Annotated in this window: 22 protein-coding genes and 1 pseudogene; 12 read left to right on the top strand and 11 right to left on the bottom strand. The window is 71.3% G+C overall.

All coding sequences use genetic code 11. The features are described from left to right. The first annotated feature begins 5 nt into the window (after window positions 1–5). The 3 genes from ACZ63J_RS38940 to ACZ63J_RS38930 all read left to right on the top strand — a co-directional run bounded on the left by ACZ63J_RS38940 (window position 6) and on the right by ACZ63J_RS38930 (window position 4995). A complete protein-coding gene (locus ACZ63J_RS38940; protein ID WP_465407670.1) occupies window positions 6–761 on the top strand; it encodes an FHA domain-containing protein in 756 nt (251 codons plus the stop codon). A 5-nt stretch (window positions 762–766) separates the two neighbouring features. Then, a complete protein-coding gene (locus tag ACZ63J_RS38935) occupies window positions 767–4150 on the top strand; it encodes a protein kinase domain-containing protein (RefSeq protein WP_465407668.1) in 3384 nt (1127 codons plus the stop codon). A gap of 68 nt (window positions 4151–4218) precedes the next feature. Beyond that, on the top strand, window positions 4219–4995 hold the full coding sequence (locus tag ACZ63J_RS38930) for a hypothetical protein (protein ID WP_465407667.1): 777 nt from the start codon (window positions 4219–4221) through the stop codon (window positions 4993–4995). Window positions 4996–5410: 415 nt separating this feature from the next. Here ACZ63J_RS38930 and ACZ63J_RS38925 read toward each other — a convergent pair whose 3' ends face one another. Together ACZ63J_RS38925 and ACZ63J_RS38920 are read right to left on the bottom strand one after the other, a co-directional pair. Next, complete coding sequence (locus ACZ63J_RS38925; protein WP_465407666.1) at window positions 5411–7108, bottom strand: M14 family zinc carboxypeptidase; 1698 nt, start codon at window positions 7106–7108, stop codon at window positions 5411–5413. Window positions 7109–7597: 489 nt separating this feature from the next. After that, window positions 7598–10315, bottom strand: coding sequence for an nSTAND1 domain-containing NTPase (locus tag ACZ63J_RS38920; protein ID WP_465407665.1), 2718 nt, complete (start codon window positions 10313–10315; stop codon window positions 7598–7600). 274 nt (window positions 10316–10589) lie between these two features. On the opposite strand from ACZ63J_RS38920, the gene ACZ63J_RS38915 reads away from it, so the two are divergent. Beyond that, complete coding sequence (locus tag ACZ63J_RS38915) at window positions 10590–10943, top strand: hypothetical protein (protein WP_465407664.1); 354 nt, start codon at window positions 10590–10592, stop codon at window positions 10941–10943. Between the two features lie 379 nt (window positions 10944–11322). Here the strand turns inward: ACZ63J_RS38915 and ACZ63J_RS38910 are convergent, their stop codons facing one another. Then, entirely contained in the window at window positions 11323–11763 is a 441-nt protein-coding gene (locus ACZ63J_RS38910; protein WP_465407662.1) for an Lrp/AsnC family transcriptional regulator, read from the bottom strand. A gap of 121 nt (window positions 11764–11884) precedes the next feature. Between ACZ63J_RS38910 and ACZ63J_RS38905 the strand changes: the two genes are divergently transcribed. The 5 genes and pseudogenes from ACZ63J_RS38905 to ACZ63J_RS38885 all read left to right on the top strand — a co-directional run bounded on the left by ACZ63J_RS38905 (window position 11885) and on the right by ACZ63J_RS38885 (window position 16115). After that, a complete protein-coding gene (locus ACZ63J_RS38905) occupies window positions 11885–13063 on the top strand; it encodes a trans-sulfuration enzyme family protein (protein WP_465407660.1) in 1179 nt (392 codons plus the stop codon). After that, on the top strand, window positions 13060–14349 hold the full coding sequence (locus tag ACZ63J_RS38900; protein ID WP_465407658.1) for an amidohydrolase family protein: 1290 nt from the start codon (window positions 13060–13062) through the stop codon (window positions 14347–14349). The genes ACZ63J_RS38905 and ACZ63J_RS38900 overlap by 4 nt, the downstream gene beginning before the upstream one ends. Beyond that, entirely contained in the window at window positions 14346–14723 is a 378-nt protein-coding gene (locus ACZ63J_RS38895) for a limonene-1,2-epoxide hydrolase family protein (protein WP_465407657.1), read from the top strand. Before ACZ63J_RS38900 ends, ACZ63J_RS38895 begins: the two co-directional genes overlap by 4 nt. After that, window positions 14720–15580 (top strand): annotated as a pseudogene (locus tag ACZ63J_RS38890) (fumarylacetoacetate hydrolase family protein). Before ACZ63J_RS38895 ends, ACZ63J_RS38890 begins: the two are co-directional and overlap by 4 nt. A gap of 19 nt (window positions 15581–15599) precedes the next feature. Then, complete coding sequence (locus ACZ63J_RS38885; RefSeq protein WP_465407655.1) at window positions 15600–16115, top strand: MBL fold metallo-hydrolase; 516 nt, start codon at window positions 15600–15602, stop codon at window positions 16113–16115. A gap of 276 nt (window positions 16116–16391) precedes the next feature. Here ACZ63J_RS38885 and ACZ63J_RS38880 read toward each other — a convergent pair whose 3' ends face one another. From ACZ63J_RS38880 to ACZ63J_RS38865, 4 genes are all read right to left on the bottom strand, one after another. Beyond that, window positions 16392–17135, bottom strand: coding sequence for a hypothetical protein (locus ACZ63J_RS38880; protein ID WP_465407654.1), 744 nt, complete (start codon window positions 17133–17135; stop codon window positions 16392–16394). Next, window positions 17132–17536, bottom strand: a complete 405-nt coding sequence (locus tag ACZ63J_RS38875; protein WP_465407652.1) for a hypothetical protein — start codon at window positions 17534–17536, stop codon at window positions 17132–17134. The genes ACZ63J_RS38880 and ACZ63J_RS38875 overlap by 4 nt, the downstream gene beginning before the upstream one ends. Before the next feature lie 17 nt (window positions 17537–17553). Further along, window positions 17554–18300 carry a class I SAM-dependent DNA methyltransferase gene (locus ACZ63J_RS38870; protein ID WP_465407722.1) on the bottom strand — a complete coding sequence of 249 codons (747 nt, stop codon included), beginning with the start codon at window positions 18298–18300 and terminating at the stop codon, window positions 17554–17556. A 121-nt stretch (window positions 18301–18421) separates the two neighbouring features. Further along, a complete protein-coding gene (locus ACZ63J_RS38865; RefSeq protein ID WP_465407650.1) occupies window positions 18422–18766 on the bottom strand; it encodes a hypothetical protein in 345 nt (114 codons plus the stop codon). A gap of 104 nt (window positions 18767–18870) precedes the next feature. On the opposite strand from ACZ63J_RS38865, the gene ACZ63J_RS38860 reads away from it, so the two are divergent. Beyond that, complete coding sequence (locus tag ACZ63J_RS38860) at window positions 18871–19887, top strand: YncE family protein (protein WP_465407648.1); 1017 nt, start codon at window positions 18871–18873, stop codon at window positions 19885–19887. A gap of 33 nt (window positions 19888–19920) precedes the next feature. Here ACZ63J_RS38860 and ACZ63J_RS38855 read toward each other — a convergent pair whose 3' ends face one another. From ACZ63J_RS38855 to ACZ63J_RS38845, 3 genes are all read right to left on the bottom strand, one after another. Beyond that, the gene (locus ACZ63J_RS38855; protein ID WP_465407647.1) at window positions 19921–20262 is read right to left on the bottom strand and encodes an STAS domain-containing protein; all 342 of its coding nucleotides are present in this window, start codon (window positions 20260–20262) and stop codon (window positions 19921–19923) included. A gap of 182 nt (window positions 20263–20444) precedes the next feature. Beyond that, window positions 20445–20804 (bottom strand): STAS domain-containing protein, encoded by a 360-nt coding sequence (locus tag ACZ63J_RS38850; protein ID WP_465407645.1) that lies wholly within the window; start codon window positions 20802–20804, stop codon window positions 20445–20447. Window positions 20805–20833: 29 nt separating this feature from the next. Further along, complete coding sequence (locus tag ACZ63J_RS38845; RefSeq protein WP_465439853.1) at window positions 20834–21523, bottom strand: ATP-binding protein; 690 nt, start codon at window positions 21521–21523, stop codon at window positions 20834–20836. A 207-nt stretch (window positions 21524–21730) separates the two neighbouring features. Between ACZ63J_RS38845 and ACZ63J_RS38840 the strand changes: the two genes are divergently transcribed. Further along, a complete protein-coding gene (locus tag ACZ63J_RS38840) occupies window positions 21731–23014 on the top strand; it encodes a helix-turn-helix domain-containing protein (RefSeq protein WP_465407641.1) in 1284 nt (427 codons plus the stop codon). A gap of 135 nt (window positions 23015–23149) precedes the next feature. Next, window positions 23150–23479 (top strand): STAS domain-containing protein, encoded by a 330-nt coding sequence (locus ACZ63J_RS38835; RefSeq protein WP_465407639.1) that lies wholly within the window; start codon window positions 23150–23152, stop codon window positions 23477–23479. A 46-nt stretch (window positions 23480–23525) separates the two neighbouring features. On the opposite strand, the gene ACZ63J_RS38830 is transcribed toward ACZ63J_RS38835, so the two are convergent. Continuing rightward, complete coding sequence (locus tag ACZ63J_RS38830; protein WP_465407637.1) at window positions 23526–25511, bottom strand: SpoIIE family protein phosphatase; 1986 nt, start codon at window positions 25509–25511, stop codon at window positions 23526–23528. Between the last annotated feature and the right edge of the window lie 177 nt (window positions 25512–25688).

Below are 25688 nucleotides of genomic sequence, written 5' to 3'. Positions count from 1 at the left end.
GAACCATGGTCATCGTGCACCACTGGGAAACGCAACCACCCCGGAGCGGCGTTGTCGCCGGCACGATCGCGCTCACCTCGCTCGAGAGCACCTACTCCGTCGGGCCCGCGGAGGGCCGGGAGATCCTCGTCGGCCGCAACACCGCCGAAGTGCACGTCGTCGTCGGCGCGGGCGACCGCGCGGTGAGCCGCCGCCACGTGGTGCTGCACTGCGCGGGCGGGCGGTGGTCGGCCCGGCGCGTCGGCCGGCGCGAAGTGCGGCTCGGCACCGGGCAGCGGCTCTGGCACGACGGCGATCCCGTGGCCCTGCAGCCCGGGTACACCAGCTTGGTCGTCGACGGGTCCTCGGACCGCGTCCACGTCGTGGAGATCGCCGTCGCGGGCCCGGACGGCTGGTTCCGGGCGGACCCGGCGGCGATCACCCTCACCCCCGGCGAGATCACCCTCGACCCGGACGAACGGCTCGTCATCGCCGCCATCGGCGAGCCGTACCTGCGCAACGAGCCCTACGCGCGGCCGCGCGCCTGGCGGGCCGCGGAAGAGGTTCTGGCGGCCGCCGCCCCGGACCGCGGGTTCACCGCCAAGGTCATCGAGCACCGGGTGAACGCCCTGCGGCTGCGCCTCTCGGCGACCGGCCACTCCGGGCTGGTCACCCCCGAGGCGCCGAGCGAGCTGCTCAAGCACAACCTGATCGCGGTGCTGCTCGGCGCCAACGCGATCGGCCCGCGCGACCTCGCGCTCGTCGAGCCGGACGACGGCTGAGCGGCATGGCGCAGTGGGACGTCGGAGACGTCGTCGCGGGCACCTACGCCGTCCGCGAGGTCCTCGGGCGCGGGGGCATGGGCGTCGTGCACCGCGTCACGCACCTGACGTGGCACACCGACCTGGCGGTCAAGTCGCTGCTGCCCGAACGGCTCACCGACGCCGCACGGGCGGCGTTCGTCCGCGAGGCGGAGACCTGGGTGTCCCTCGGCCTGCACCCGCACCTGTGCGAATGCCACTACGTCCGGGTGATCGACGGCCTGCCGCGGGTCTTCGTCGAGTACCTCGACGGCGGCACCGTCCGCGACCGGATCCTCGACCGCACGCTGTACGCGGGGTCGCGCGCCGAGGTGCTGGGCCGGATCCTGGACATCGCGATCCAGGCCGCGCACGGCCTCGCGCACGCCCACGAACGCGGGATGGTCCACCAGGACGTGAAGCCGGGGAACATCCTGCTCACCGCCGGCGGCGTCGCGAAGGTCACCGACTTCGGCCTGGCCCGCGCGCAGCGGATCGACGGGCCGGTCCGGGTGCCTCGGGAGCAGCGGGAGGCGACGCTGGCGGTCACGGTCGGCGGGCTGACCCCGGCCTACGCTTCCCCGGAGCAGTTTTCCGGCCGCCGCGTCGGGCGGCGCAGCGACGTGTGGAGCCTCGCGGTCAGCGTGCTGGAGATGCTGCTGGGCGAGATCACCTGGTATGTCGGGCCGGTGGCGAGCACGGCGCTGGCCGACATCGTCACGGGCCGGCCGCATGGTGACGCCCCCGGCGTGCCCGCGGACGTCGCGCTCGTGCTGGCGTCGTGCCTGCGTGGCGACCCGGGCGAACGGCCGTCGATGGTGGAGCTGGCGACCCCGCTGCTGGCGGCCTACGAGCGGACGACCGGCCGCCCGCATCCCCGGCCGCTGCCCCGCTCCGCCGAGCTGCTCGCCAGCGAGCTGAACAACCGGGCCCTGTCCTACCTCGACCTCGGCGACGAGCCGCGGGCCCGGGAGCTGCTCGCCCAGGCCCGCGCCACCGATCCCGACCACCCGCAGGTGGTCCACAACGAGGGGCTGCTGCGCTGGCGCGCCGGCGAGCTGACCGACGACGCGCTCGTGCGGGACCTCGAACGCGTCGGCGAAGACAGCGACCTGCTGACGCGTGTGCACCGGGAACGCGGCGGGCCGGACTCGGAGTCGGAAGACCAGCCTCAGGTCGATCCGGGGGTGTACCTGAGGTGGCACGGGCCGATCGGAGCACGGGACCTGCTCTTCGCCGTCGACGAGGCCCGGACCGTGCGGGTCTGGTCGGTCCGGGCGCGGAACTGGGTCGCGGCCTTCCCCATCGGCGAAGCCCCGGTCATGGAAGTGACGTGCACCCGCGACGGCCGCACGGTCGTCGCCTCGGACGCCGACGGCGCCGTCGTGGCCTACGACCTGCGCCGCCGCAAACGCCGGCAGCTGCGCGCTCCCGACAGCAGACCCGTTTCCCTCGTGGCGTTGTCCCCGCGTGGCGACCGGGCCGTGCTCACCGACCGTGACGGCCGGGTCGAGGAACGGAAACTCGGCTCCGGCCGGGTCATGCGGTCGTTCGAGCTACCGGACGCCTGGTACACGCCGACGCCGCTCGGGCAGATGCGCGCCGGAGGAAGACCCGTGGCCTACCTCGGCCGCGACGTCGTCGCAGCGGCCATCACGGACGTCGTGTACGTGTACGACCTGGCGGCGCGCCGGTTCCTCGCGCGGTTGACCGGCCACGCCAACACCGTGTCCGCGCTGTGCGCCACCGCCGACGGACACCGGCTGGTCTCGGCCGGCTACGACGGCACCGTGCGCGTCTGGGACGTCACGACCGGGCGATGCGAACGCGTGCTGACCGTGACCGGGGAGTCGGCCGGGGAACTCGACCTGAGCCCGGACGAGCGGTACGTGCTGGCCGTCGGCGGCGGGACACTGCGGATCTGGGAGCTCGACTCGGGAAAGTGCGTGCGCACCTCGCCCTGCGGACCCGACGCCGCTGCCGGGTTCGTCGACGACCACACGATCGCCCACGTCCGCGGGCAACGCCCGGTGCACGTACTCCGGCACCAGCCGCCGGTCCCGGCCGAGTTCACGCTGGCCCGCACCCGCGGCCACGCCGAGCTGAGCGCGCTGGACGCCGAGGTCACGCGTCTGGTCGACGCGGCCGAAACCGCCCTGGACGCCGAGCGCTACCCGGAGGCGTTGCGCCTGCTCGAAACCGCGCGGGCCACGACCGGGCACAACCAGACACCGCGGGTCGCGAGTGCGTGGCAGCGGATGCTCCGCCGCGGCATCCGCACCGGCGTGGCCTCGATGCGGCCGGTACGCACACTGCGCGGCCACCGGGGAGACATCGAAGACGTCGCCATCAGCCCGCGGGGCGACCTGCTCGCGTCGGTCGGCGACTACGGCACGATCCACCTCTGGGGCCTGCCCAGCGGCGAACCGCACCAGGCGATCGAGACCGACGCGCACGGCCACTCCGCCGTGACGTTCACCCCGGACGGCGCGCTCGTCACCAACCCGGACGTCCGATGGGCCGACGTGCTCGAACTCCCCGCCGGCACGCGGCGGGCCCGGCTGGGCCCGAACGATCACCGGATCGAGTGCTGGGCGATCACCCACGACGGCTCGACGCTCGTGCTGGGCGACCGGAGCGGCAGCATCAAGATCTTCGACGTCACCGGCGGATCGCTCGTGCGCCGGATCGAGGACGCCCATCCGGGCGGTGTCACCGGACTCGCCGTGACCGGTACCCGGTTCGTGTCCTGTGGGTGGACCAGCGCACCAGGCGACCTCCGGACGTCGACCCGGATCTGGGACCTCGAAACCGCCCGGCCCGTGCGGGATGTCGCCGACCACGGCTGGTTTCCCGCTCGTTTCCGGGTGACCCCGGATCACACCCGGCTCGTGGTCACCGCGGAGGCCGGGATCGGTGTCTGGCGACTCGCCGACGGCGCTCACCTGGGCACCATCCCCACCGGCGAGGTCGAGGATCACCCGGTGGCCCTCGATGTCGTGGCGGACAGCAGGTTCGTGGTCGTCGCGACGGCCGCCGGGTCCCTGCTGGTGGCCGACCTCGACAAGATGACGATCGTGCACGCCGAGCGCTCCGAGGACCGGCACGTGCCAGGGATGCGCGTGACGCCGGACGGGCGGCACGTCGCGGTCGCGAGCGGCTCGGTCGTGACGCTCTGGGAGATCGACTGGCAGCTCGAAGCCCGGCCGGCCGCCGACTGGGACCTCCAGGCCGAGCCCTACCTCGAGCAGTTCCTGCGCGAACACCCGGACTCCGCGGACGTCGGCCGGCTCTGCGAACGGCTGGCGCACGCGGGATTCGGCCGGCTGCGCCGCGCCGGCGTCGAAGACCGGCTCCGCCGTGCGCGATGAGTCCGTTTCGGGCGGGCTCCCGGCCCGACGCGGTTAGGGTCCCGATGTCCGGCACGGAAGGAGGAGTCATGGACGCACCCGACGCACAGGTCACCGCATTGCCCACCCTGATCCGCACGGACTCCGGTTACCGGGTGTTCGATCCACGCCTGCTGGCGGGCGGCCACAGCCTGACCCCCGGCGGAGCCGTCATGCACCGCCACGACGACTTCTTCGCGATGCTCGCGTTCGCGCTCTTCCTGGCGCCCGCGATCGCGTTCCCGATTCTCTTCGCCGACGGCGGGTTCTGGTCGGTGGTCCTGTGGATCGTCCTCGGCGCCGGCGCCGGTCTCGTGCTGGCGGGCGCCGAAACGGCGATCACCCTCGGCGACGCGACGGCGCGGTACCGCAAGCAGAACCCGGACGACCCCGACGTCACCGTCGCAAGTGGACAAGAGCAAGCCATGCGTCTCTGCGCGCTGGCCGAGCGCATCGCGAAATCGGTCGCCTGGCGCACCGGCGCGTTCGACATCGACCGGCGGCTCGAACACATCGTCTGGGGCGGGGTACGCCGCGCTTTGCGGATCGAGACGGCGAAAGCCGAACAGGCCGAAGACAAGCGGCTGGGCGTCGACGCGGCGGCCCGCGCCGAGGCCCGCCGCGCCACGGCCGACGCCGAACGCGATGTCGCGCTGCTCGAAGAACGCCTCCGCGCGATCAAGACGGCGGCCGAAGCGCTGGAGTTCAAAGTGGACCCGAACCGCGGCCTGCCGCGCCCGTCGGCGAGGGCGGCCGAGTGGGCCGATCCCTTGCAGGACGCGGAGATGCTGGTGGTCGAGGTCACCGCGATGCGCGACTACCTCTGACCCGCCGGCCGGGCCTGAACGTCCGGCTCCGAGTCTTCGTCATTCTCGAGATCGATACCTGCCACTCCGGATTGCGACGCGCTTCGTCCAGCGCGGAATCATGTTCTCACTCGGCTACGTCGACGAACGTGGTCCCCGCCCTGAAACGCTGGGCGCCGGACGCGACGATCACCGACGCCCCGACCACCTCGCCGGCCGGCTGGAGCGCGTGGACGGTGCGGCGCTGCGCGACGCCATCACCGCGAACTGCGCTACGTCCTGCACGACCTGCTGCCGGCCGCATCGCCGGCCTTCCCGGCCAACGGGCGCCTCCGGACACCGTCGACAAGCTGACGTACCCGGCGAACCCGCGGGCCCGGGCGTCCACCGGAGCGGCCCGGAGCGCACGCCCTCCGGACCACGCCGCCGGCCGTGACTACCGCAACGCCACGCTGAGCGGTGAGCCCGCCGCCTTCACCACCGCCGCCGCGAACGCCTCCAGCAGGTCCTTGGCCTCCGGAACCACCTCGGCCACCGCAGCCGCCGCCCCGGCCAGCTTGCCGGCGACGTCCTCGTCCAGCACCGGGTCGGGATCCTCGGCCGCGAGCGCGATCAGCCTCTTCAGCGCCACCGTCGCCGTCGCGCGGGCGCGGGGGTTCTCCCCCAGCGCCGCCAGGATGCCCGGTCCGAAGCCGACCAGCCCGGCATGCAGCTCGCGGGCGTCCCCCTCCTCCGGGAGGTGCCGCTCCAGAACCGCCTGCGCCGACTGCAGCAACTGCGCATCCGAGCCGGACGGGCAGTAGACCTCCAGCAGGAACTCGATCAGCGCCGGCCCGAGGTCGTCACGCATCCGCATCACCTCGTCGTACGGTGGCTGGAACGCACCCACCACGTCGCCGTTCACCGGCGGCCGCCCCGCCTCGACGCACAGCAGCCGGACGTTCTGCCGGGCCGGGTTCAGGAAGTGACGCGAGAACGAATAGTCGTCCACCGTCCCCGTCGTCGGGTACAGCCCAACACTCTGCTGCACCGTGTACACCTCGCCGCGCGCCTTCGCCGTCGCGTCACGCACCCGGTTCGCGGCGCGGACGAACCACGACTGGTCCGCCGCCGGCATGTACTCGGCGTAGCGGCCGTCGTTCGGCACGCCGCGGTCGGCGTTCGGGACGCGGAAGTTCTGCGCGGGATCGGTGCTCTGGTTGTCGTCGTCGCCCCACGGGTACAGGACCAGGTTGCTGTAGGAGTGCAGGTCGACGATCGCGGTGATGTGCGGGAAGGTGTCCAGCAGCCACCGGATGTTGCGGGTTTCCGGCTCGGAGAACGGGTACGGGCCGCGGTAGACCTCCGACGCCGGATCCGCGCTCGTGCCGATCCCGCTGTCGAACAGGAAGTCGTAGTTGCGGTTCAGGTCGACACCCCGCGCAGCCGAACCCGGGATCACCGAGCGGTTCTTGCGCCACATCCGCTGGCTCTCGGCCGCCGTCACGTAGTCGCGGCCGTCCGGGTTGACCAGCGGCACGACGAAGATGTCCAAGCCGTTGGCCAGCATGTTGATCGTGCTGTAGGAGTACTCCGAGTTCCGGTAGGACACGGGCATCTGCGCCGAGAGCGAGTACATGATCCGGAACATCCAGTTTTCCAGCACCTCCGAGGGCGCCAGCTCCCGGGCGTGCACGCCGCCGAGGATCAGCACGCCCGGCCGGTTCGCCGTGCTTCCCGCGCGCACCCGCAAGCCGAGGACCTGGGTGCCGCCCGCCGTGCGCTCCGGCAGCTCCAGCAGCGACGCGATCCCGGGCAGCGCGAGGCCGAGGTCGTGCACCTCGCTCATGAGCTGGTAGGACTGCGAATACCCGACCGGAACTGCGGCGGGCCCGGCGGCGAGCGAACTCCGGTGGTCCGGCGCGAGCTGCAGCCGCGGGGTGGCCACCGGTGGGTGGACCTCGACGTCGTGTCCGTCGGCGCGCAGCGCGGCGATCTCCGGCTCGGTCAGATAGCCGTCGACGGCGGCGCCTCCGGCGGTTTCGCGCGCGCTGCTCGCGAACAGGTCGAGCCCGCGCTGCGCGAGCAGCCGCAGTGCCCCAGGTTCGCCGACCCGCACCGTCACGAAGTACCGCCCGGTTTCGGTGTCCGGCATGGTGCTCCCCCTCTTCCTCCCTCTGTGGTCCCGCCGACGTTAGGGCGCGGCGAAACCGGTAACAGGAGCGAAAGGGGGCTGCTTTCGGGCGGCCGATCGGGCAGCGGGCTCGCCTGCCACCACGTGGCGGCGGGCCGGGCATTCTCTGACGGGGCGGGCCCGTCAGCGCGAAGCGGTCGTGCGCACCTGGCGTCGCCCGGCTCGCTCGTCCAAGCCCACCGGGACAGGATCCCGCCACAACGTTCGTTGCACCAGCTCGCCCGGTGGTCATGCATCACGTTCGTTGCGGACCGCTTCGTCTTTCAACCACAGCTGCTGGGCCAGCGCCTGGTCGACGCGCTCGAGAAGCCGGTTCAGCCCCGAGAGCTTCACTTGCCACCGGCTGTCGGCCGGCGCCGGCCGACAGCCGAGGTGGGCGGCCAGTTCGGTTTCGACCCGTTCGCGAAACTCCTGAAGCAGTTCGCATGCCTTCTCGTGGGTGGCACGCGGTCACGGAGGAAGATGAGCCGTTACGGCGTCGAAGTCCAGGTCCCATGGGCGCGCGGTGGCGTCCAGCCCGGCGCTGAGCAGGCGACCGTCGTGGAGGAAGGTCATGGCCCGGATGAGGGAGGTGTGTCCGGTGAGGGTTGCCGCGAGACGCGGGTGTCGCACGTCGGTCAGGTCGATGGCCCGGATCGTCGCGCTGCGGTCGGTCACCGCGAGAGTTCGGCCGTCGGAGGTGAAGATGGCGCGTTGGAAGGCGCCCGGGGGCAGCGGTGGCGGGGGAAGCTCATGTGGCTCGGAGATGTTGCTGGTGTCCCACAAGCGCAGCTTCTCGTCCCCGCGTGTATCGATGCTGACCGTGAGACCATGGGACGAACCCAGTATCACGTCGCCGATCGCGGCCCACGTAGCGATCTTCCGAGCTGCTGCTTGAGTGCTGTCGTACTCCCAGACCTGCACCGACGCCATCGGCCGCTCGTCCCGGTAGACAAACGCTGTGCGCCCGTCGGAGCCGAAGCTGAGCGAGCGCGTCGTCGGCAGTTCAGCGAGCGCGCGCAGGCCGCTGCGGCGGTCGATCGCCAGCAAGCGCGTCGCGTGCTCGTATCCCCACACGGCCAGGACTGTCCCCGAGGGGGCGACACCGGCGGAGATTGCATCGGTCACCGTCGCTTTCAGTGCTGGAGCTGCTGGGTTGCTGAGGTCGAAGAGGTCAACCACACTGTGCGGCCGGGACACGGTGAGCCATTGGCCATCCGAGCTGAGGCTGATGGCGGGCTGGTCGCCGAGGCCACCGGAGATCGTCGCGAGCTTGCGAAAATGGGGTAGGTCCCACAGCTGCACGGCCTCGGCGTCCGCGAGGCCGATCAGGCGGCCGTCGCTGCTGAGCACGACGTCTCGTATTGCGTCGATGATGCCGGAGAAGTCGATCCGGTCGGGCATTGCGGCGGCGCTGAGCACCAAGTCGCGGGCCTCGTCGGTGGGCGCGACCTGGTAGGCAGCCAGGCCCAGGCGCGCGGCCTCGGCGGCGTCGGTCATGAGAAAGCCCCGTCCTTGCGAGACCATCCGTTGCGACGTGGCGAGCGCGGTTTGCTGTGCTGCCTGGTGCCGCGCGTACACGGCGGTGGTGGTGGCGGCTGCGACCAGCATGAGCAGCGTGACGAAAATGGTGATCACCCGGCGGCGACGGTGTGCTCGCCGTCCTTCGAGCTGCACCTCCTGTGCCCTGAGGGCTGCTGCGGCGTTCAGGAAAGCACGTTCGGCACCGTTCAGGACGGAGTCGTTCTCCGCCCGCCATGCCAGAGCGCTGTTCAATCGTGCACCGCGATAGAGGGCATCCGGATCCCGGCCGAGCCTCTCCCATTCCTCGGCGCCGCGGGTCAGCTGCCGGTGGACCCGCAGGCCTTCACAGTCTTCGGCGAGCCAGCCCTGCAGACGAGGCCAGGCATCGATCAGAGCCTCGTGGGTGAGTTCGACGGTACCGGCGTCCAAAGTGATCAGCCGGGATGCCGCCAGACGATCGAGAACGACTTCGACGTGGGGGGCGCTCTGGTCGAGCTCGTCGCGGCGGACGCGGCGTCGGGTGGGGCCGGGGTCCTCGCCAGGGTCGATCAGCCTCAGGAACAGTTGCTGCGCGGTCACCTGCTGGGCCTCGCCGAGGGACGAGTATTCGGCTTCTGCGGTCTGGGCCAGCGCGCTCCGGATGCCACCGGTGGCGTGGTAGCCCGACAACGCCAGTGTCGCTCCGCGGCGCCGGCGCCAAGTCTCCCGCAATGCATGGGACAGCAGCGGCAACATGCCGGGTTCGGTGTGGGCTTCGGCGACCAGTTCGCTCACCAGGGCGCCCTCGACGCTGAGCTGGGCACGGGCGGCGGGCTTGACGATCGCGTCCCGCAGTTCGGTGGCGGTCATGGGGCCGAGCAGCAGCTGGCTCTCGGCGACGGTGTCTGCCAGCCCGCGGTGCTCGGCGCAGCGGGGGTAGAAGTCGGCGCGGACACCGATGACGACCTCGGCCGCACCCGAGGCGGCGGTGAGCAGGGCGTCGATGAAGGCGGCGCGTTCGGCCGGGTCGGTGCACAGGGTGAACAGCTCTTCGAACTGGTCGACCACGACCGTGGCGCCGTCTGGCCCGGCCTGGCGCAGCAGCAGCCGCAGCGTGTCCGGTGCCGATCTCAGCTCGCCGACGACCTGAGCGGCTGTGGTTCCCAGCAGCGGGGCGAGCCGGAGTGCACATTCTTCGAACGGACGGGGTCCGGGGCTGAACAACACCACCGCGGAATCCGCCCGGCGCGGCACGAAACCGGCCCGCAACAGCGACGACTTACCAGCTCCGGAAGGCCCAAAAACCGCGAGAAACCGATGCCGGGCGAGTTTGCGGTCCAGTTCATCGAGCACCCGTTCACGACCAAAGAACCGGTCAGCGTCTTCGACCTGGAAAGCCCCTAAACCGACATACGGCGCGCCATCGGCCGATCCCTGCTCGTCGGGTCCGGTGTTTTCGGCGGCCAGTTCCGCGGCGAGGGAGTGCCACGCCTTCTCCCACTCCGTGACGTCGCCATCGCACGCGCGGACGTAGGCGAGCGTCACCGCGAGTGTCGGTAGCTTGCGCCCGCCCGCGGCATCGGACAACGTGCCCGCCGCATAGTGCGCCCGCCGCGCCAGCTCCCGGTACGTCGGACTGCCGGCCTTCTGCCGTAGATCGCGCAAATCCCGGGCGAACTGCGCCAACGCGTCCCCGTCCGGATCCAGCGGACGCTCCCCCCTCGGCATATGCCTGCCCCCTCCCACCCGCAGCCCATTGTTCGGGCGATGACGTTCGGAGTCCAGAGACCGACACAGAACAACCTCACCGGGCTAGACATGACCTCGGCGACGCCACTCAGCGTGACTGGCTGGCGGTCATCGGCCCGGCTCGGCACCCAAGCCAGGGCTACTGGGAACGAATCGCAAAAGGAGAGAAGTGTCCATGTTTCGTACGTCATCGAGGATAGCTGTGATCGGTATGGCCATCGCAGCGGCGGCGATCAGTGTCGTCACCGCTGCCGGACCCGCGAACGCCGGCAGCCAATCAGCGGAAGCGACGCAGATGATCTGGGGCAATGGCATCACTTACTACTATTTCTCGCCCAGCCCGGGCCCGTGCATCAACGTCGACCGCGGTGCTCCGTTCCAGCGCGTCGACAACGACACCGGCCAAGGCCAGATCATCTACGCCGGCTACAACTGCAGCACCACCCGGGATGATGGCCGCTATCAGGCACCTCAAGTGCTGTCGCCCACGAGCGACACCACCAAAAGCAAGCTTTGTTACCCGACGTTCCAACATTGCCAGTTCCGGAGCTACCGCCACACCTGATCCGCAACAGTCACAGGGACCGGCCCGCCAGGCGCAGCATCAGGCCCGGCGGGCCGTGCTGATGAGTCATCGCCAAGCCTCGGCGCGGTTCGCCGCGGACTGATCAACTTGGGCCGACAACCGTCCGGTCGTGGCCACCGCCGGCGCCACGGGTCTGGACATCGCCACCAGCGACGAAGCCGCCGTCCGTCTCGGATCGAAATGTGTCGTGAGGCTGACCATCCCCTCGTGGCAGACACAACTTCGCTCGCACTGCTGGTGCAGTGCACGTATTCGATCGCGCGATATTCGCTCGGCCACGTTCGCCCGCCTGCAACCGGCGTTGACCGGTGCGCGCTCACGGGCCAGTGACGCAACCCCTCGGTGTGTGAGCCTGCGATCAGTTGTTCGCCGACAGCGTCTTCATGGTGACGTAGCTGGTCACCGCGGCGACACCGGGCAGGCCGGCCAGGCGGTGGGCGTGGAAGTCCTCATAGGCGGGCAGGTCGGCGACCTCGACCTGCAGCAGGTAGTCGTAGTTCCCGGTCACATGGTGGGTGTGTACCACCTCGGGCAGCTTGACGACCGCGCGTTCGAACGCGGCGACGTCCGCGCGGGCATGACGCACCAGCCGCACGCCGGCGAACACCCGCAGGCCCCGGCGAACCGCAACGGGGTCGACCAGCGCGCGGTAGCCGCGGATGACGCCGGTCTCCTCCAGCCGGCGCACGCGCCGCAGGCACGGTGACGGCGAGAGACCGACCCGCGCGGCGAGGTCGGCGTTGCTGATCCGGCCGTCCTCTTCGAGCACGGCCAAGATCGATCGGTCCACCTCATCCATGAGCAGATTATTGCGCATCGAGTCCTACTAGCACATCGATCGCATCAGGAACCAGCGCTACTTGCTGCCAAAGTTGCCTCTGACCGGCCTTTCCCGCTATCCGCTGCGCCACGCTGGAGTCATGGCAGGAAGCAGCACGACGGTCGTTCACGCCGACCGCGACATCCACCCCGGCCGTGCCGTGGCGCGGCCCATCTTCCAGACCGCGGCGTTCGAAGCCGACGACGCCGAGTCGTTCGCGCGGGCCGCCGTCGAGCCACGCGGGCACGGCTTCTACACCCGCTACGGCAACCCGAACCACGCCCAGGTCGCTGCCGTGGTCGCGGAACTGGAGCACACCGAGGCCGCGATGGTCACCGCGTCCGGGATGGCCGCGCTCACGACCGCCGTCCTGGCCCTGGTGTCGGCCGGCGACCACGTGATCGGCCAGCAGTCGACCTACGGCGGCACCTCGTCGGTGCTGCTGAACCTCCTGCCCCGCCTCGGCGTGACGACCACCCTGGTCGACCAGACCAACCCGGCGGCGTTCGAGCGGGCGCTGACCCCGAAGACCCGGCTGATCCTGCTCGAGTCACCGAGCAACCCGCTGCTGCAGATCACCGACCTGGCCGCGGTCACCGCGCTGGCTCGCGCGCACGACGTACTCACGCTGGCGGACAACACCTTCGCGACCCCGCTCAACCAGCGGCCCGCGGACTTCGGCGTCGACGTGGTCTGGCACAGCGCGACCAAGTACCTCAACGGTCACACCGACGTGTCCGCCGGTGTCCTGTGTGGACCGGCGGAGATCCTCGACCGGATCTGGGACACCGGTGTGCTCACCGGCGCCGTGCTCGGGCCGTTCGACGCCTGGCTGCTCCTGCGCGGCCTGCGCACCCTGCCCTTGCGCGTCCCGCGGCACAACGACAACGGCCAGGCGATCGCCGAAGCGCTGGCCGGCCACCCCGCGGTGACGCGGGTGCACTACCCCGGCCTGGCGAGCCACCCGCAGCACGCGCTGGCGGGTAAGCAGATGAGCGGGTTCGGCGGGGTGCTCGCCGTCGAGCTGGACGGCGGGTTCGCGGCCGCCGACGCGTTCCTGGGCCGGCTGAGCCACTCCCGGCGCTCGGCCAGCCTCGGCGGCGTCGAATCCCTGGCCGTGCACCCGGCCGCGATGTGGCGAGGAATGCTCAGCGACGAGCAGATCTCCGCCTCCGGCGTCCCGCTCGGCCTGGTCCGGCTGGCCGCCGGGATCGAAGACACCGCGGACCTCGTCGCCGACGTCCTCGCCGCCGCGGACCACCTGAAGGAGACCTCATGAAGACCCTGATTTCCGGCGGCGCCGTCCTCAGCATGGACCCGGCGGTCGGCGACCTCGAGCGCGGCGACGTGCTGATCGACGACGGCGTCATCGAGCGCGTCGCCGAACGGATCGACGCCCCGGGCGCCGAGGTGATCGACGCGACCGACCGCGTCGTCATGCCCGGCTTCGTCGACACCCACCGGCACACCTGGCAGACCGCGTTCCGCGGTGTCGGCGCGGACTGGACGTTCCCCGAGTACGTCGCCGGCATGCACGGCACGGTGAAGCCGCACTACCGGCCCGAAGACGTCTACCTCGGCAACCTGCTCGGCCGGCTGGAGGCCCTGCATTCCGGGGTGACCACGATGCTGGACTGGTTCCACGCCGCGCGGACCCCCGAGCACACCGACGCCGCCGTCGCCGCGCTGCGGGACGCGCCGGGCCGCTCGATCTTCTGCTTCGGCGCCGGATACCGCACCCCGGAACCGATCGACGCCGAAGTCCGCCGAGTCCACAAGGGACTGCCCGGCGCCCTCACCATGGCGCTGGGCCTGCGGGCGCCCGGCGAGACCCCGGTGGAGCAGATCGCCGGGGAGCTGAAGCTGGCGGCCGAGCTCGGGCTGCGCACCAGCATGCACGTCGCCGGCCTGGACGGCGAACGCCCGGTCGCCGAGCTGCACGAGCACGGCCTGCTGCGCGACACCACGACGTTCGTGCACGCCAACGGGCTCGGCGACGACGAGCTGCGGATGCTCGCCGGCGCCGGCTGCTCGGTGTCGGTCAGCCCGGACGTCGAGCTGAAGATGGGGTTCGGCTGGCCGGAAACCGGCCGGGCACTGGCCGCGGGCCTGCGCCCGACGCTGTCGGCCGACGACTGCCCGTCCGCCGGCGGGGACATGTTCTCGACCATGCGGACCGCCTTCGCCGTCCAGCGCGGCCTGGACGGCACCCTGAACGCGCGTGACCTGCTCGAGTTCTCCACTGTGGACGGTGCACGGGCGTGCGGGCTGGGCGACCGGACCGGCAGCCTGAGCCCGGGCAAGGACGCCGACGTCATCCTGCTGCGTGCCGACGACCTGACGGTGTTCCCGTTCGGCAACCCGGCCGGGACGATCGTCGCCGCCGGGCACCCAGGCCTGGTCGAGACGGTCCTGGTCGCGGGCCGCGTGGTCAAACGCGACGGCGAGCTGACCGGCGTCGACCTGCCCACCTTGCGAGCCCGGCTGCTGGAGTCGCGCGACCGTATCGCCGCGGCCGCGGGCATCGCCCTCGACGGAACCTGGCGTCCTGGGGCGGTCTCGTGACGCCCGACCGGTTGGTGACCGAGTTCTGCGCCCGGTGGAGCTTGCCGGACCCCGCCGAACTGGCCAGCTACTTCACCGAGGACGCCATCTATCACAACATTCCCGTGAAACCGGTCCACGGCCGGGCCGCCATCGAAGCGTTCATCGCCGACCTCTGCGAAACCCACGTCGGCATCGACTTCATCGTGCACCGGCAACTCGCCCGGGGCACCGTGGTGATGAACGAACGCACCGACGTGCTGCACCGCAAGGACGGCACGGCGGTACTGCTGCCCGTGACCGGAGTCTTCGAGCTCGCGGGCGACCGGATCGCCGCCTGGCGGGACTACTTCGACCTGGCGACGCTGACCACCGCAACGGGTGAAGAACGATGAAGCTGGTGACGTTCGCCGACGCCGGGCGCACGGGCCTCGGCCGGGTCGGCGACGACGGCCGGACGCACGACCTGCGTCCGGTGGTCGGCGACCGCACGCTGCTGGAGGTCATCGACGGCTGGGATCGGGTCGGCCCCGTCATCGCCGCGGCCACCGGCCTGCCGACGCCGCGGTCACCTCGGCTGCTCGCGCCGATCCCGCACCCTCGCCGGCCCCTCTTCGCGATCGGCAAGAACTACCGCGACCACGTCCGGGAGTTCGGCCGCTCCGGCTACGACACCCCCGAACGCTCGGAAGACCTCCCGGCGGCACCGGTCGTCTTCTCGAAACTCCCGTCGTCGGTGCTCGGACCGGGCGAGGACATCGACCCCCACCTCGGCCTCACCGCCGAACTGGACTACGAAGCCGAGCTGGCCGTCATCCTCGGCCGCGGCGGCCGGCACATCACCCGCGAACAGGCCTTCGGCCACGTCTGGGGCTACACGATCGTCAACGACGTCACCGCCCGGGACCTGCAGCGGATCCACCAGCAATGGCTGCTGGCCAAGTCCTTGGACACCTTCACCCCGATGGGCCCGTGGGCGGTCACCGCCGACGAGGTCGGCGACCCGAGCCGCCTGCAGGTCTGCGCCACCGTCAACGGCGAACACCGTCAGCAGGCACCGGTCGCGACCTGATCTTCGACATCCCGGAGCTCATCGCGACCATCTCCGCCGAGATCACCCTCCGACCTGGCGACATCATCTCCACCGGCACCCCCGCCGGCGTGGCCACGCTTCCTGGCCCCGGGCGACGTCGTCGAGTGCACGATCACCGGCCTCGGCACCCTCCGCAACACCGTCCGGAAAGAACCCTGAAACCCCGCGAAAGGCCCGCATGCGCGTCGGCGACATCACCATCCACCCTCTCACCGACGGGACCTTCCGCGCGTCACCCGCCTACTTCGGCGACCACGTCCGGCCCGAAGGCCACGAACACCTCTTCCTCCCGCGCGACGGCATGGCCTGGCTGCCCATCGGCTGCTTCCTCATCCGCACCGGCGACCGCACCGTCCTCGTCGACGCCGGCCTCGGCCCAGCTCTGGACGAGGCCGGCCCGCGCCGGCTGCTCGTCGGCGGCCAGCTCCCGCTCGGACTGCGCGCCCTCGGCGTCGCGCCCGCCGACATCACCGACGTCGTCTGCACCCACCTGCACTCCGACCACTGCGGCTGGCTCTTCGACACCAACGCCGACCCGACGTTCACCCGAGCCACCATCTGGTTCGGCGCCGGCGACTGGCACCACTTCGTCGAGGGTGACGGCCACCTCGCCGGCCACATCCACCGCGGCCTCGTCACCACCCGCGAACGCGGCGACCGGGTCCGGCTCGTCAGCCAGGAGCCGACCAGGTGATCAGCCGGTTCGAGTGGATGGCCGACCTCCGATTCGACCGCGCGGACATCACGGAAATCAATCACGGCATGTGATCAACTGTGCGGTCCCGGCTGGAGTCCTTCATCACTGAAGGCGTGGGCTGACCGACGCAGGAGAGCCTGGCCCAAGAACCCCTACAGCGAGGCACTCGCCTTCTGCGGATTGCGGCCGCGAAGCGGCAGTGCGGACCCGCCAAAGTGAGTTCGGCCAAGCGTCTTGGTCGAACCAAAGGAAGCTGCTGCGAGCGCCAAGTGCTCACTCGCTTGGCCTCTCTGGCATTTCTGCGCGGAGCCGTCGAGCGATGACGCTGCTCTCCGTAATGGGCGGCACCGGGAGCCACGCGTCGGCGAGCTTGCCCTGCGGCGTGAGGCCGTATTGACGGAACTCTCTCAGCAGAGGCTCGTTCCGATCCTGCCGCATGACCCGCGTGATCTTCTCGACGACATCACATCCGTGGACCAGAGCGACGAAGTACTCGTCAAGTGCTTTCGTGAACTGACAGGACCTGACGAAGTAGTCCGCGAGCGCGACCCGCGAAGCCAGGTCTCCCGCATCGCGGCCACGCATCAAAAGCCGTTCGGCCTCTTCGAGCTTCTCGTACTTGAACAGCGCCCTCGCCGTACGCACGACGGCGCCGGTGATCGACCGGCTCACCTGGTCTTCCACCAGGAATACCACTGTCCGCGTGTTGTCTCCGTGCCGATAGGCCAGGATGATGGCGGAGTGGATTTCGCTGAAGATCCCGGCGCGCTCCTGCGCCTGGCTCAGGCGCCGCTCGGCTGACTCGTACCGCCCCAGGTCGAGCAACACATCGACTGTGCGCAGCCAGGCCGGCGCGTGTCCGGCCAGCGTGGCTGCCGGCAGGCAGTATTCAGCGGCCACCACCAGTTTCGGATTGATGGTGTCGAGCGACATGGAACCGGTGTTGATCAGCTGGTTCGACTGAGCCGCCAGTTCCCGGTAACCGGCCTGCAGAAGCCCCTCGGCGACCCAGCTCATCGCCTCGCCGCGGCCAACCCGGGCCCGTCGCGCGTACTGGCCAACGTCCGCAAGGCCTCGCGCAGCAGGCCGGCCGCAGCAGAGGGGCTGAGCCCGAGCTGGGTGGCGGCGTCATCGAGGCACAGCCGACGGTCGTGGACCGCGTGCACGACCTGGCGCTGCGGTCCGGGCAGGGCGGCCAGCTCGTCGAGCAGCACCGCGTCGGCGAGCGAGGACCGCAGACGCTTCGCCTCGACGTACGAGGACAACGCCGTGTGCAGCGCGGTGACCAGCTTCCGGCGAGCCGCCCGGCTCAAAGCTCCGGTCGGCAGCAGATCTTCCGCGCGGAGCAGGCGGCAGATGCGCAGCGCGCGGCGGCGCGACACCTGGGCCCCGGCGAAGACCCGGCACACCAGAGCCACCGCACGGTCGTCTTCGGTCAGCTCGACGGCGGGGGGACGTCGCGGGCCGACGTCGCGTCGAAAAATGCGGCGGACGGACCGGGTCTCCGCGACGGCTGCCATCGGTGGTTCCTTCCCTCCGGCGCCGAACCACCCGGCGTCCGCGAGGCGGATACCCCGGCCGGACGATCCCAACCCCGACGCTCCGGACCGGGGTGAAGCCACGCGAACGACCGCGCGGGGCCGCGGTAGGTCTCGCCCACCCGCAGCCCGGCGAGCGCCGCGAACGTGGACAGCACGTCGAGCCCGAGCGTCGCCCACGGAAACCAGGCACCCGTGCGACCGCCGTCCCGGTCGCGGAGCCGGGCCTGGCCACACCACTGCTCCTGGTGGTCGGCGGCGGTTTCGACCAGCAGGACGCCGTGGGGGTTCAGCAAGTCGTGAGCCCGCCGCAGCAGCCGGACCGGGTCGCCGCCGATACCGATGTTGCCGTCCGCGAGAAGCACCGTGGACCACCGGCCTTCCGCGGGCAGCGGGCCGAGCACGTCGCCGCGGATCGCCGGCGCGCCGCGCTGACGGCAGCCGGCCAGCGCGATCGCCGAGGTGTCGACGCCCAGCGCCGGGACTCCCCGCTCGCGCAAGGCCACGATCAACCGTCCGGGGCCGCAGCCGAGGTCGAAAGTCGTTCCCCGGCACCGATCGAGCAACCACCGGTCGTCCTGACCGGCGGCATGCTGCCACCGGTGGGCCGGCAGTGGGACGATCCGGTGATCGTCCAGCTGCATGATCGTGGTCGCGCCGAGCAGTGCCGTGTCGAAATTCGCGCCCCGCGGGAATTCGCCGTCATCTCCCATATCGGGGATTCGGCCCCGGGACGGGTCCGGCCTGCACCCGTTCCCGGTTTGTTCAGGACCTTAGGGTCCGCGAAATTTTCGCGCGGTCCAAGGTTAACGCCGTGTCGATGTCAGTGGTGATCACCCGGATATCGCACCGAGTGCGCTCAGCCCGCACCACGGCCTCCCGGACAGCGATGACAATCGTGTCGCCGTCGGCTCGACACGCAGTGACGTCCAGGAGCACCCAACCGCTGCACAGTTCGCATGCTTCGGCAAGCTCGGCCACCAGCCCGGCCATGCCGGCGCGAGTCAGCCATCCCTTCAGAGCGACGGTGATGGTCCGGTCTTCGGCCAGGACCCGCATTTTCAGCCAGCGTGCCGACTGTACCGGTACTCGTACGTCGAGGGCACTCATGGCCCCACTCCTTCGAATTGCCCACCCGAACCACCTGAATACCCGCTTACGGTGTTCTTACGCTTCGCGATCGAGTGACCGCGAAACGGCTAGCGTGAATCGGCATGCTACGACGACGCACACTGCTCGCGGTCACTTTGCTGGCCACGGCCTGCAGTACCTCTCCGACGCCCGGCGCACCACCCACGCCGGCCCAGCTGCCGCCGGCAGCCGAGCCCGCGGCGTCACCCCCGCTGACGGCCGCTCCGGCGGGCACGGTGGTGCCGGTAGGCGCCGAGCCGGAGGGCATCGTCGCCGACGCCGTCACCCACCGGGTCGCGGTCGGCGTCCGGAACCCTGACCGGCTCGCCCTGCTCGACTCCGTCACTGGCCGGGTCACGGCCACGGTGGCGCTGCCCGGGCATCTACGCCACCTGCAGCTGGCGGCGCCCGGTGGGCCGGTCCTCGTGCCCGACGAGACCTCCGACCGGCTGGTGAGCGTCGCATTGCCGGACGGCCGGATCACCGGCGAGGTCACGACCGGCATGTCGCCGCACGACGCGACCCGCGCGGCGAACGGCCGGGTGTTCGCGGCCAACGAGAACGGCCGCAGCGTCGCGGTCACCCAGGACGGCAGGCTGGTGCACACCTTCACCGACGTCACGCAACCGGCCGGGCTCGCGGCGGTCGGCAACCTCGTCGGGCTCGTCGACGTCCGCCAGAACGACCTGAGCATCTACGACGCAGCCGGCCTGACTCGCGTGGCCCGGCTGCCGGCCGGCACCGGCCCCACCCACGTGATCGCCGACCGCCGTGGGCATTTCGTGGTGATCGACACCCGCGGCGGCGCCGTCCTGACCTTCGACCCCGCGGCCCCCGCACACGCACTGGGGAAGCTCGAGCTGCCCGGCACACCCTACGGCGTGACCTACGACCCGCAGCGCGACCAGCTGTGGGTGACGCTGACGGCGAGGAACCAGCTCGTCGGCATCAGCCTCGGCGGACCGGCGCCGCGGGTGTTCGCGACCATTCCGACCGTCCGGCAGCCCAACACCGTCGCCGTCGACCCGGCCACCGGAACCCGTTACGTCACCGGAACCCTCGACGGCACCGTCGAAATCATCCCGGCGACGACCGGCTGAACCCACGGGCACCGTCCTCGGGGGATCGGCGGTTCAGCACCCGTGCAGGTGCCGGGTCCGCTCGGAAACCGGTGGCGCGGAAAGGATGTCCCGGAGCGCGACGGTCAAGGTCCGGTACGCCGGCACCCGCGGATGCAGGTCGACCATCCACAGCATGTGCTCGACGAGCGGGCCCGCCACGACGAACCCGAGCCGCAGCTGCTTCCGATGAGCGTGATCCGCTACGTGGTCGAGGACCCGCAGCCCGGCCGCGCCCAAGAACGTGACGCCCGTCAAGTCGACCACCGTCGCCGCCGGCAGTTCCTGCCACAACGCCTTCTGCAGGGAACGGGCCGTCAGCGCGTCGATCTCGCCTTTGATCGAGACGACCAGCACGCCACCATCTTGCAGCTCACTGGCAGACGGGGAAGGGGGCACTGGGAACCTCTTCCGGTTCCGAAGGGCACGGCTGACCCGCGCGGCGGACTTCGCACGCTAGCCGCGCCCGAGCGTCACCGATAGCCGTCAAAACGCACCATCGGGGCGTTCGGCTTCGTTTGCCGGGCAGTCACGCCGGTTCAGCCTGGGCGCAACGCCGGCTCGAGCTCGTCGAAGACGGCTGCCTGGTCGTCCAGCCCGGCAATGCCGAGGACACGCCGCACGATGCCGCCGCGGACGGCGACGAAGCGGACCGTGAGTCCCCGTTCGGCACACGCGACCAGCACGTGGGCGAGCGCACGCGCACCCGCAGCGCTCAGCAAGTCGAGTACGGACAGGTCCAGCACCACCAGCGCGGGCGGCGGGTGCGCCGCCGCGATGGCCCCAGTCAGGTCCGCCGCGCTGCTGCCGTACCGGCCGATCTCGCCGGCCGGCCGCAGGACCAGCGCCTCGCCGATCACGGTTGTGGCGACCTCGACCGCCGGATTCGGGTCGTCCACGTGATCTCCTCCTCGGCGCGGCCGGCTCGTCAGGGCCCGGTACCGCCATTCTCCCTCCCGCCGGCGAGAACCGCCCAGACGATCTTGCCGCCGGACCAGCGGCGGCCGCAGCCCCACGTCCGGGCAGCGTCGGCGACGATTCGCAAGCCCAGACCGGGCTCACGCGCGTCGGCCCGCTCGACCATCACCGCGGGCCGAGCGCAGTCGTCGGCGACGCCCACCGAGAACAGCCGCCCACTCAGTGACAGACGGACCTCGGGGTCGGACGCCGTGTGCTGCAGCGCGTTGCGCACCAGCTCGCCCACGACCAGCGTGCCGGGGTCGATCAGGTTCGCGACATCCCACCGCTCGGCGCGGTCCCGCACGAACGCACGCGCGAGCGAGACCGCGTTGTCACCACGTGAGAACACCTGCCGCGCCGTGAGCCGGCCCGAACGGACCGAAGTGCCCTCGGCGTCGGCCACGCTGGAATGCACCGCGACGAACCGCTCGATCCCGTGGCGCCGGAAGGCGCTCAAGTGCGGTCCCTGCCGGGTGACGACGGCGAACGGGATGCCGGGCCAGCCGTTGATGCGCTTCGCCACCAACGGGAAAACCGTCGCCGGCGCCAGTTGGTCCATCACCAACGCGTCGACGTCGGCGACCAGCCGGGGCGGATCGTCGGCGGCGATCCGCAGCAAGCCGTCGCGGACAAAGCCGTAAGCGGCGAGATCGAGCACCCCGGCGACGGTCACCACCGCGCTTTTCGGGCGGCTGGTCAGCTCCAGAACGACGCCTGTCGGCACTTCGCCTCCGTCCCTCGGCCTCCGTGCCGACGACGCTAGCCCACCGGGCGAAGTCAAGCCAGATCCCGCGTTTCACAGCGCCCCGCGATGGACAGCCGTGCCGCCGTCGAGGACCCTGGAGTGAGCAGGGAGGTGAAACCGATGGTCACACCGTTGTGGACCGACCAGACCTTGATCCTCTCGGTGCCCGCGATCGGCATGACGTCCTCCGCCGAGCTCCTCGCCGCGCTGGTGACCGCAGCCGACGGCCGACGGCCCGAGCGGATCGTGCTCGACCTGCGCGACATCGAGCTCCTGCCGGTCCGCGCGGCGCGCACCTTGGTCACTTTCGCCCAACGCTCCGGGGACTGCGTGCTGCTGCTCCCCCAGCCCACCGGCGCCGTCGTGCGGGCCGTCGTGGACGCCGCCGATCCGCTGCGCACCGTGCCTCGAGCCGTGACGCTGGCGCAGGCCCTGGCGCAACCGCCGGTCGAACGAGCCGTCGTGCCGGCGGTGCTCGACGTCGCCGACACCGGCGCCGCCCACGAGATCCTCAACGCCAGCTACGGGACGATGCGCCTGCGGACCCACGGCGAGCAGCACGGGATGCGCCTCGCCTCGACGGACCTGGGGCCGGTCCGGCTCGACCGGGTAGATCTGCGGATGGTGTTCGACGCCGAGGTCGACGAAATCGGCCAGTACTGCTTCGCCCACCTCGAGGCCGGCCACCTCACCCAGGCCCGGACGGGCCCCGAGCAGCGCTACACCGCCGGAGACCTGTTCTTCTCGGCCGGGCCCGACGAGCCCCACACCGCCACGATCGAGCACACCAGCGTCGTGCTGGCGGTGATCGAACCGGCGGCGATCGAGCACCTGATGCGGCCCCAGCCGGGAGCGGGAGCGTTCCGGTTCACCGCCGGCGACACCGTGGCCGAACCCGCTTCCCGATTCTGGGTTTCGACAGTGAACCTGATGCTCGACGGCTTGGCGGCCAATCCCGAAATGCTGGCCCACCCGCTGGTCGTGGCGAACGCGGCGCGGCTGCTGACGGCGACCGCGCTGGCCACCTTCCCCAACACCGCGCTGGTCGACCCCACGGCAGGAGACCGGCACGACGCGCACCCGCGCACGCTGCGGCGGGCGATCGCCTTCGTCGACGCCCACGCCGACCAGGACATCGGTGTCGCCGACATCGCCCGGGCCGCGCACGTGACCGTGCGCGCCGCGCAGCTGGCGTTCCGCCGTCACCTCGGCGTGACGCCGACGGCCTACCTGCGCCAGGTCCGTCTCGACGGCGCGCGCACCGACCTGCGGGACGGCGTCGCGGGCGAGGACACCGTCACGGAGATCGCGGCGCGATGGGGTTTCGGCCGGGCGAGCGTGTTCGCCGCCCGCTACCAGGCCGCCTACGGCGAGCTGCCCTCCCAGACGCTGCGCGACTCCTGAGGGTTTCGTTTTCCGGTCCTCGGCTTCGTTCGGGCTGCTAGCCCTTCGGCGTGGGCGCGGGTGTAGTTGAAGGACGTCACTCGCCCCCTGAAGGGCTGTCGCATGGAGGCTGGCCCCACGAGCAAGGTCACGATCGTGCGATCCACCGTCGACGACGCGCTGGTCCTGCACCTCGGCGGTGTCGTCGACTGCGAGAACCGGGCCCGCGCGACCATCGAACTGCTGTCCGCTCTCACCGCGCTGAGGCCCTCGAGGCTGATCGTGCTCGACCTGTCCGAGGTGGGGTTCTTCTCCGCCGCCGGCGCGCACATGCTCGCCGCGGCGGCCGACGCCTGTGCCGATGTGGGTGGCACAGTTCGTCTCGTGGCCGCCCCGGGGACGTTCGTACGGCGGGTGGTCGAAATCGCCGGTCTCGACGAGGAGCTCGAGACCTTCGACGACCTCGGCGGTGCGCTCCGTCCGTGATTCGCCTGCTGCTTCCACCGAAGTGTCCGTCCGATGTGGACCGGCGCTAGCCGGTTTCGTCCGGGTCCACCACGTGGTGGTCCAGCCGCACCAGGGAGAGGATCATGCTCGCGGGTGTGCCCGCCGGCGCCAGCAGCCGCAGCTCGGTGCCGTTCTCCCCATGCGATGCGCGCAGCCGGTGCAGGGCCGAGACCGCCGCGCTGGCCAGGTGGGTGACCCCGGTCAGGTCCACGGTCAGCGACCGCGCGCCGGCGGAGCCGGCAGTGCGCACCGCCCGGTCGAACTCGGCCACGCCCGCCGCGTCCACCGGGCCGTCCACGCGGATGCGGGGACCGGGCGCCCAGGGCTGGTCGAGCACCAGCATGGGTCCGCTCCACTCCGGAGTGCGGGGCGGAGCGGCCCAGGTGACGTCCTTCGCCGTCAGCAGCCGGGCCGGCCGGTGGACGCGGTGCGACACCGTGACCGTGGTCCCGTGGTCGTCGTGCTCGATCCGCAGGTGCTCCGCCAGTTCGGCGGTGACCCGCAACCCCAGCCCCCGATCCGGCGACGGCCGTGGCTCCCGCCAGCGTCCCCGGTCGGCGACCCGGACCACCACTTGCCCTTGCTCGGTCAGGTTGGCGGTCACGGTGAAGGTTCCACCCGAGTCGAGGTAGGCGTGTTCCATCGCGTTGGTGGCCAGCTCGATCACGGCGTGCCTCAGCACGTCGGCGTCCCGGCCGGCGATCCTCGCGCCGCTCAGCCACCCCTCGACCCGCTCGTGCAGCCCACTCAGCGCAGCGGTGTCAGCGGGCAGCTCGACGCTCAACGGCGCCGGCGCTTCGGTCAACCGGCCGGCCAGCAGGGTGATGTCGTCGCTGTGGCCGGTGACGCGGGTGAGCAGCTCGAGGGTCTGGGTGCACAGCCGCTCGGCCGGCGAATCGGTGTCCCCGGGCAGGGCGCGGCCGGCGGCGATGTCACCGGCGGCCTGGGCCAGTTCCACCGTGCTCTTCGCCAGTTCACGACCGGGCCGTTCGACGATTCCGTCGGTGTAGAGCAGCACCAGCTCGCCTTCGGTGATCCGGCCGGTCGCCACCGACTGCGGGGTGAACGCGCCGCCGACCCCGACCGGGCCCGCGCCCGTCGGTGCCAGGTAGCGAGCCTCGCCGGCCTCGGTCACCACCAAGGGCGGTGGGTGTCCGGCCGTGCAGTACTCGAAGACGCCGGTGGCCGGATCGAGCAGCACCACGCACACGGTGGCCGCCCGGGCGCCCCGGATCCGGTCCGCGGCGGCGTCGACGGCGGCCAGCGCGGCGGCGATGTCCGCGGTGACCGCGAGCCGCTCGTGCAGGACGATCCGCAGCTGGCCCATCGTGGCCGACGCCGCGACCCCGTGCCCGACCACGTCCCCGACGACCAGCGCCACCCGGCCGTCCGGCAGCGGCAGCGCGTCGAACCAGTCGCCACCCGCCGCGGTGTCGCTGTCGGCCAGCAGGTAGCTGGCCGCGATCTGCACCCGGGGCAGCACCGGCAGCCCGTCGGGAAGCAGCTCGCGCTGCAGCGCGTCGATCAGGTCCTGGGCACGCTCGTAACGCCGTTCGGCGTCGTCCACGCGCTGCTGAGCGGCCCGCCGGTCCGCCCGCTGCCCGGTCACGTTCGTGACCTCCGCCGTGGTTCCGACGACGCGGCCCGCCGGATCGCGCCGGGGATGGATCGCGGCATCGGCGACGAACTCCAGCCGCTCGCCGGTGCCCGGCCGCTCCATCCAGGCCCGGAAGTCCCGCAGGAACACCGGTTCCCCGGTCTCGACGACCTGGTCGAAGATCGGGAAGACCTGCTGCCCGAGCGCTTCGGGGAACACCTCGCGCAGTGGGGTTCCGATCATGTCCGACCGTCCGGTGAACGCGCGGTACGCCCCGGTCGCCGCCACGATCCGGTGGTCCGGGCCCTCGGTCGCCACCACGAGCAGGTGCAGCGCGTCGAAGACCCGCTGCACCACGGCGGCCTCGCCGACCTGCGCCGAGACGTCGTGGTTTTCCTTCGGGCCGGAACTCATGCTTCTCCCGCGGGGACGTGGGCCGGACTTCCGTATTACCACGTCAGCGCGCCCTCCACACCTCACTCCGGCGTGCCGAGCTCGACGCCACGGCCTCCCCTGGCTCGGGGGTCTGAACTCACCCTCAGCGGGCCTTTGGTGTTACGGACCATGGCCGGCGCACGACAGCACGATCAT

The organism is Amycolatopsis sp. NPDC104863 (assembly GCF_055582965.1).
Note: the sequence above shows the minus strand (reverse complement) of the source record. Positions and strands in the feature narration are given on the sequence as shown.

Coding starts and splice junctions, on each gene's coding strand:
- ACZ63J_RS38940 (WP_465407670.1), top strand. CDS start 6: ATGGTCATCGTGCACCACTGGGAAACGCAACCACCCCGGAGCGGCGTT.
- ACZ63J_RS38935 (WP_465407668.1), top strand. CDS start 767: ATGGCGCAGTGGGACGTCGGAGACGTCGTCGCGGGCACCTACGCCGTC.
- ACZ63J_RS38930 (WP_465407667.1), top strand. CDS start 4,219: ATGGACGCACCCGACGCACAGGTCACCGCATTGCCCACCCTGATCCGC.
- ACZ63J_RS38925 (WP_465407666.1), bottom strand. CDS start 7,108: ATGCCGGACACCGAAACCGGGCGGTACTTCGTGACGGTGCGGGTCGGC.
- ACZ63J_RS38915 (WP_465407664.1), top strand. CDS start 10,590: ATGGCCATCGCAGCGGCGGCGATCAGTGTCGTCACCGCTGCCGGACCC.
- ACZ63J_RS38910 (WP_465407662.1), bottom strand. CDS start 11,763: ATGGATGAGGTGGACCGATCGATCTTGGCCGTGCTCGAAGAGGACGGC.
- ACZ63J_RS38905 (WP_465407660.1), top strand. CDS start 11,885: ATGGCAGGAAGCAGCACGACGGTCGTTCACGCCGACCGCGACATCCAC.
- ACZ63J_RS38900 (WP_465407658.1), top strand. CDS start 13,060: ATGAAGACCCTGATTTCCGGCGGCGCCGTCCTCAGCATGGACCCGGCG.
- ACZ63J_RS38885 (WP_465407655.1), top strand. CDS start 15,600: ATGCGCGTCGGCGACATCACCATCCACCCTCTCACCGACGGGACCTTC.
- ACZ63J_RS38880 (WP_465407654.1), bottom strand. CDS start 17,135: ATGAGCTGGGTCGCCGAGGGGCTTCTGCAGGCCGGTTACCGGGAACTG.
- ACZ63J_RS38870 (WP_465407722.1), bottom strand. CDS start 18,300: ATGCAGCTGGACGATCACCGGATCGTCCCACTGCCGGCCCACCGGTGG.
- ACZ63J_RS38865 (WP_465407650.1), bottom strand. CDS start 18,766: ATGAGTGCCCTCGACGTACGAGTACCGGTACAGTCGGCACGCTGGCTG.
- ACZ63J_RS38860 (WP_465407648.1), top strand. CDS start 18,871: ATGCTACGACGACGCACACTGCTCGCGGTCACTTTGCTGGCCACGGCC.
- ACZ63J_RS38840 (WP_465407641.1), top strand. CDS start 21,731: ATGGTCACACCGTTGTGGACCGACCAGACCTTGATCCTCTCGGTGCCC.
- ACZ63J_RS38830 (WP_465407637.1), bottom strand. CDS start 25,511: ATGAGTTCCGGCCCGAAGGAAAACCACGACGTCTCGGCGCAGGTCGGC.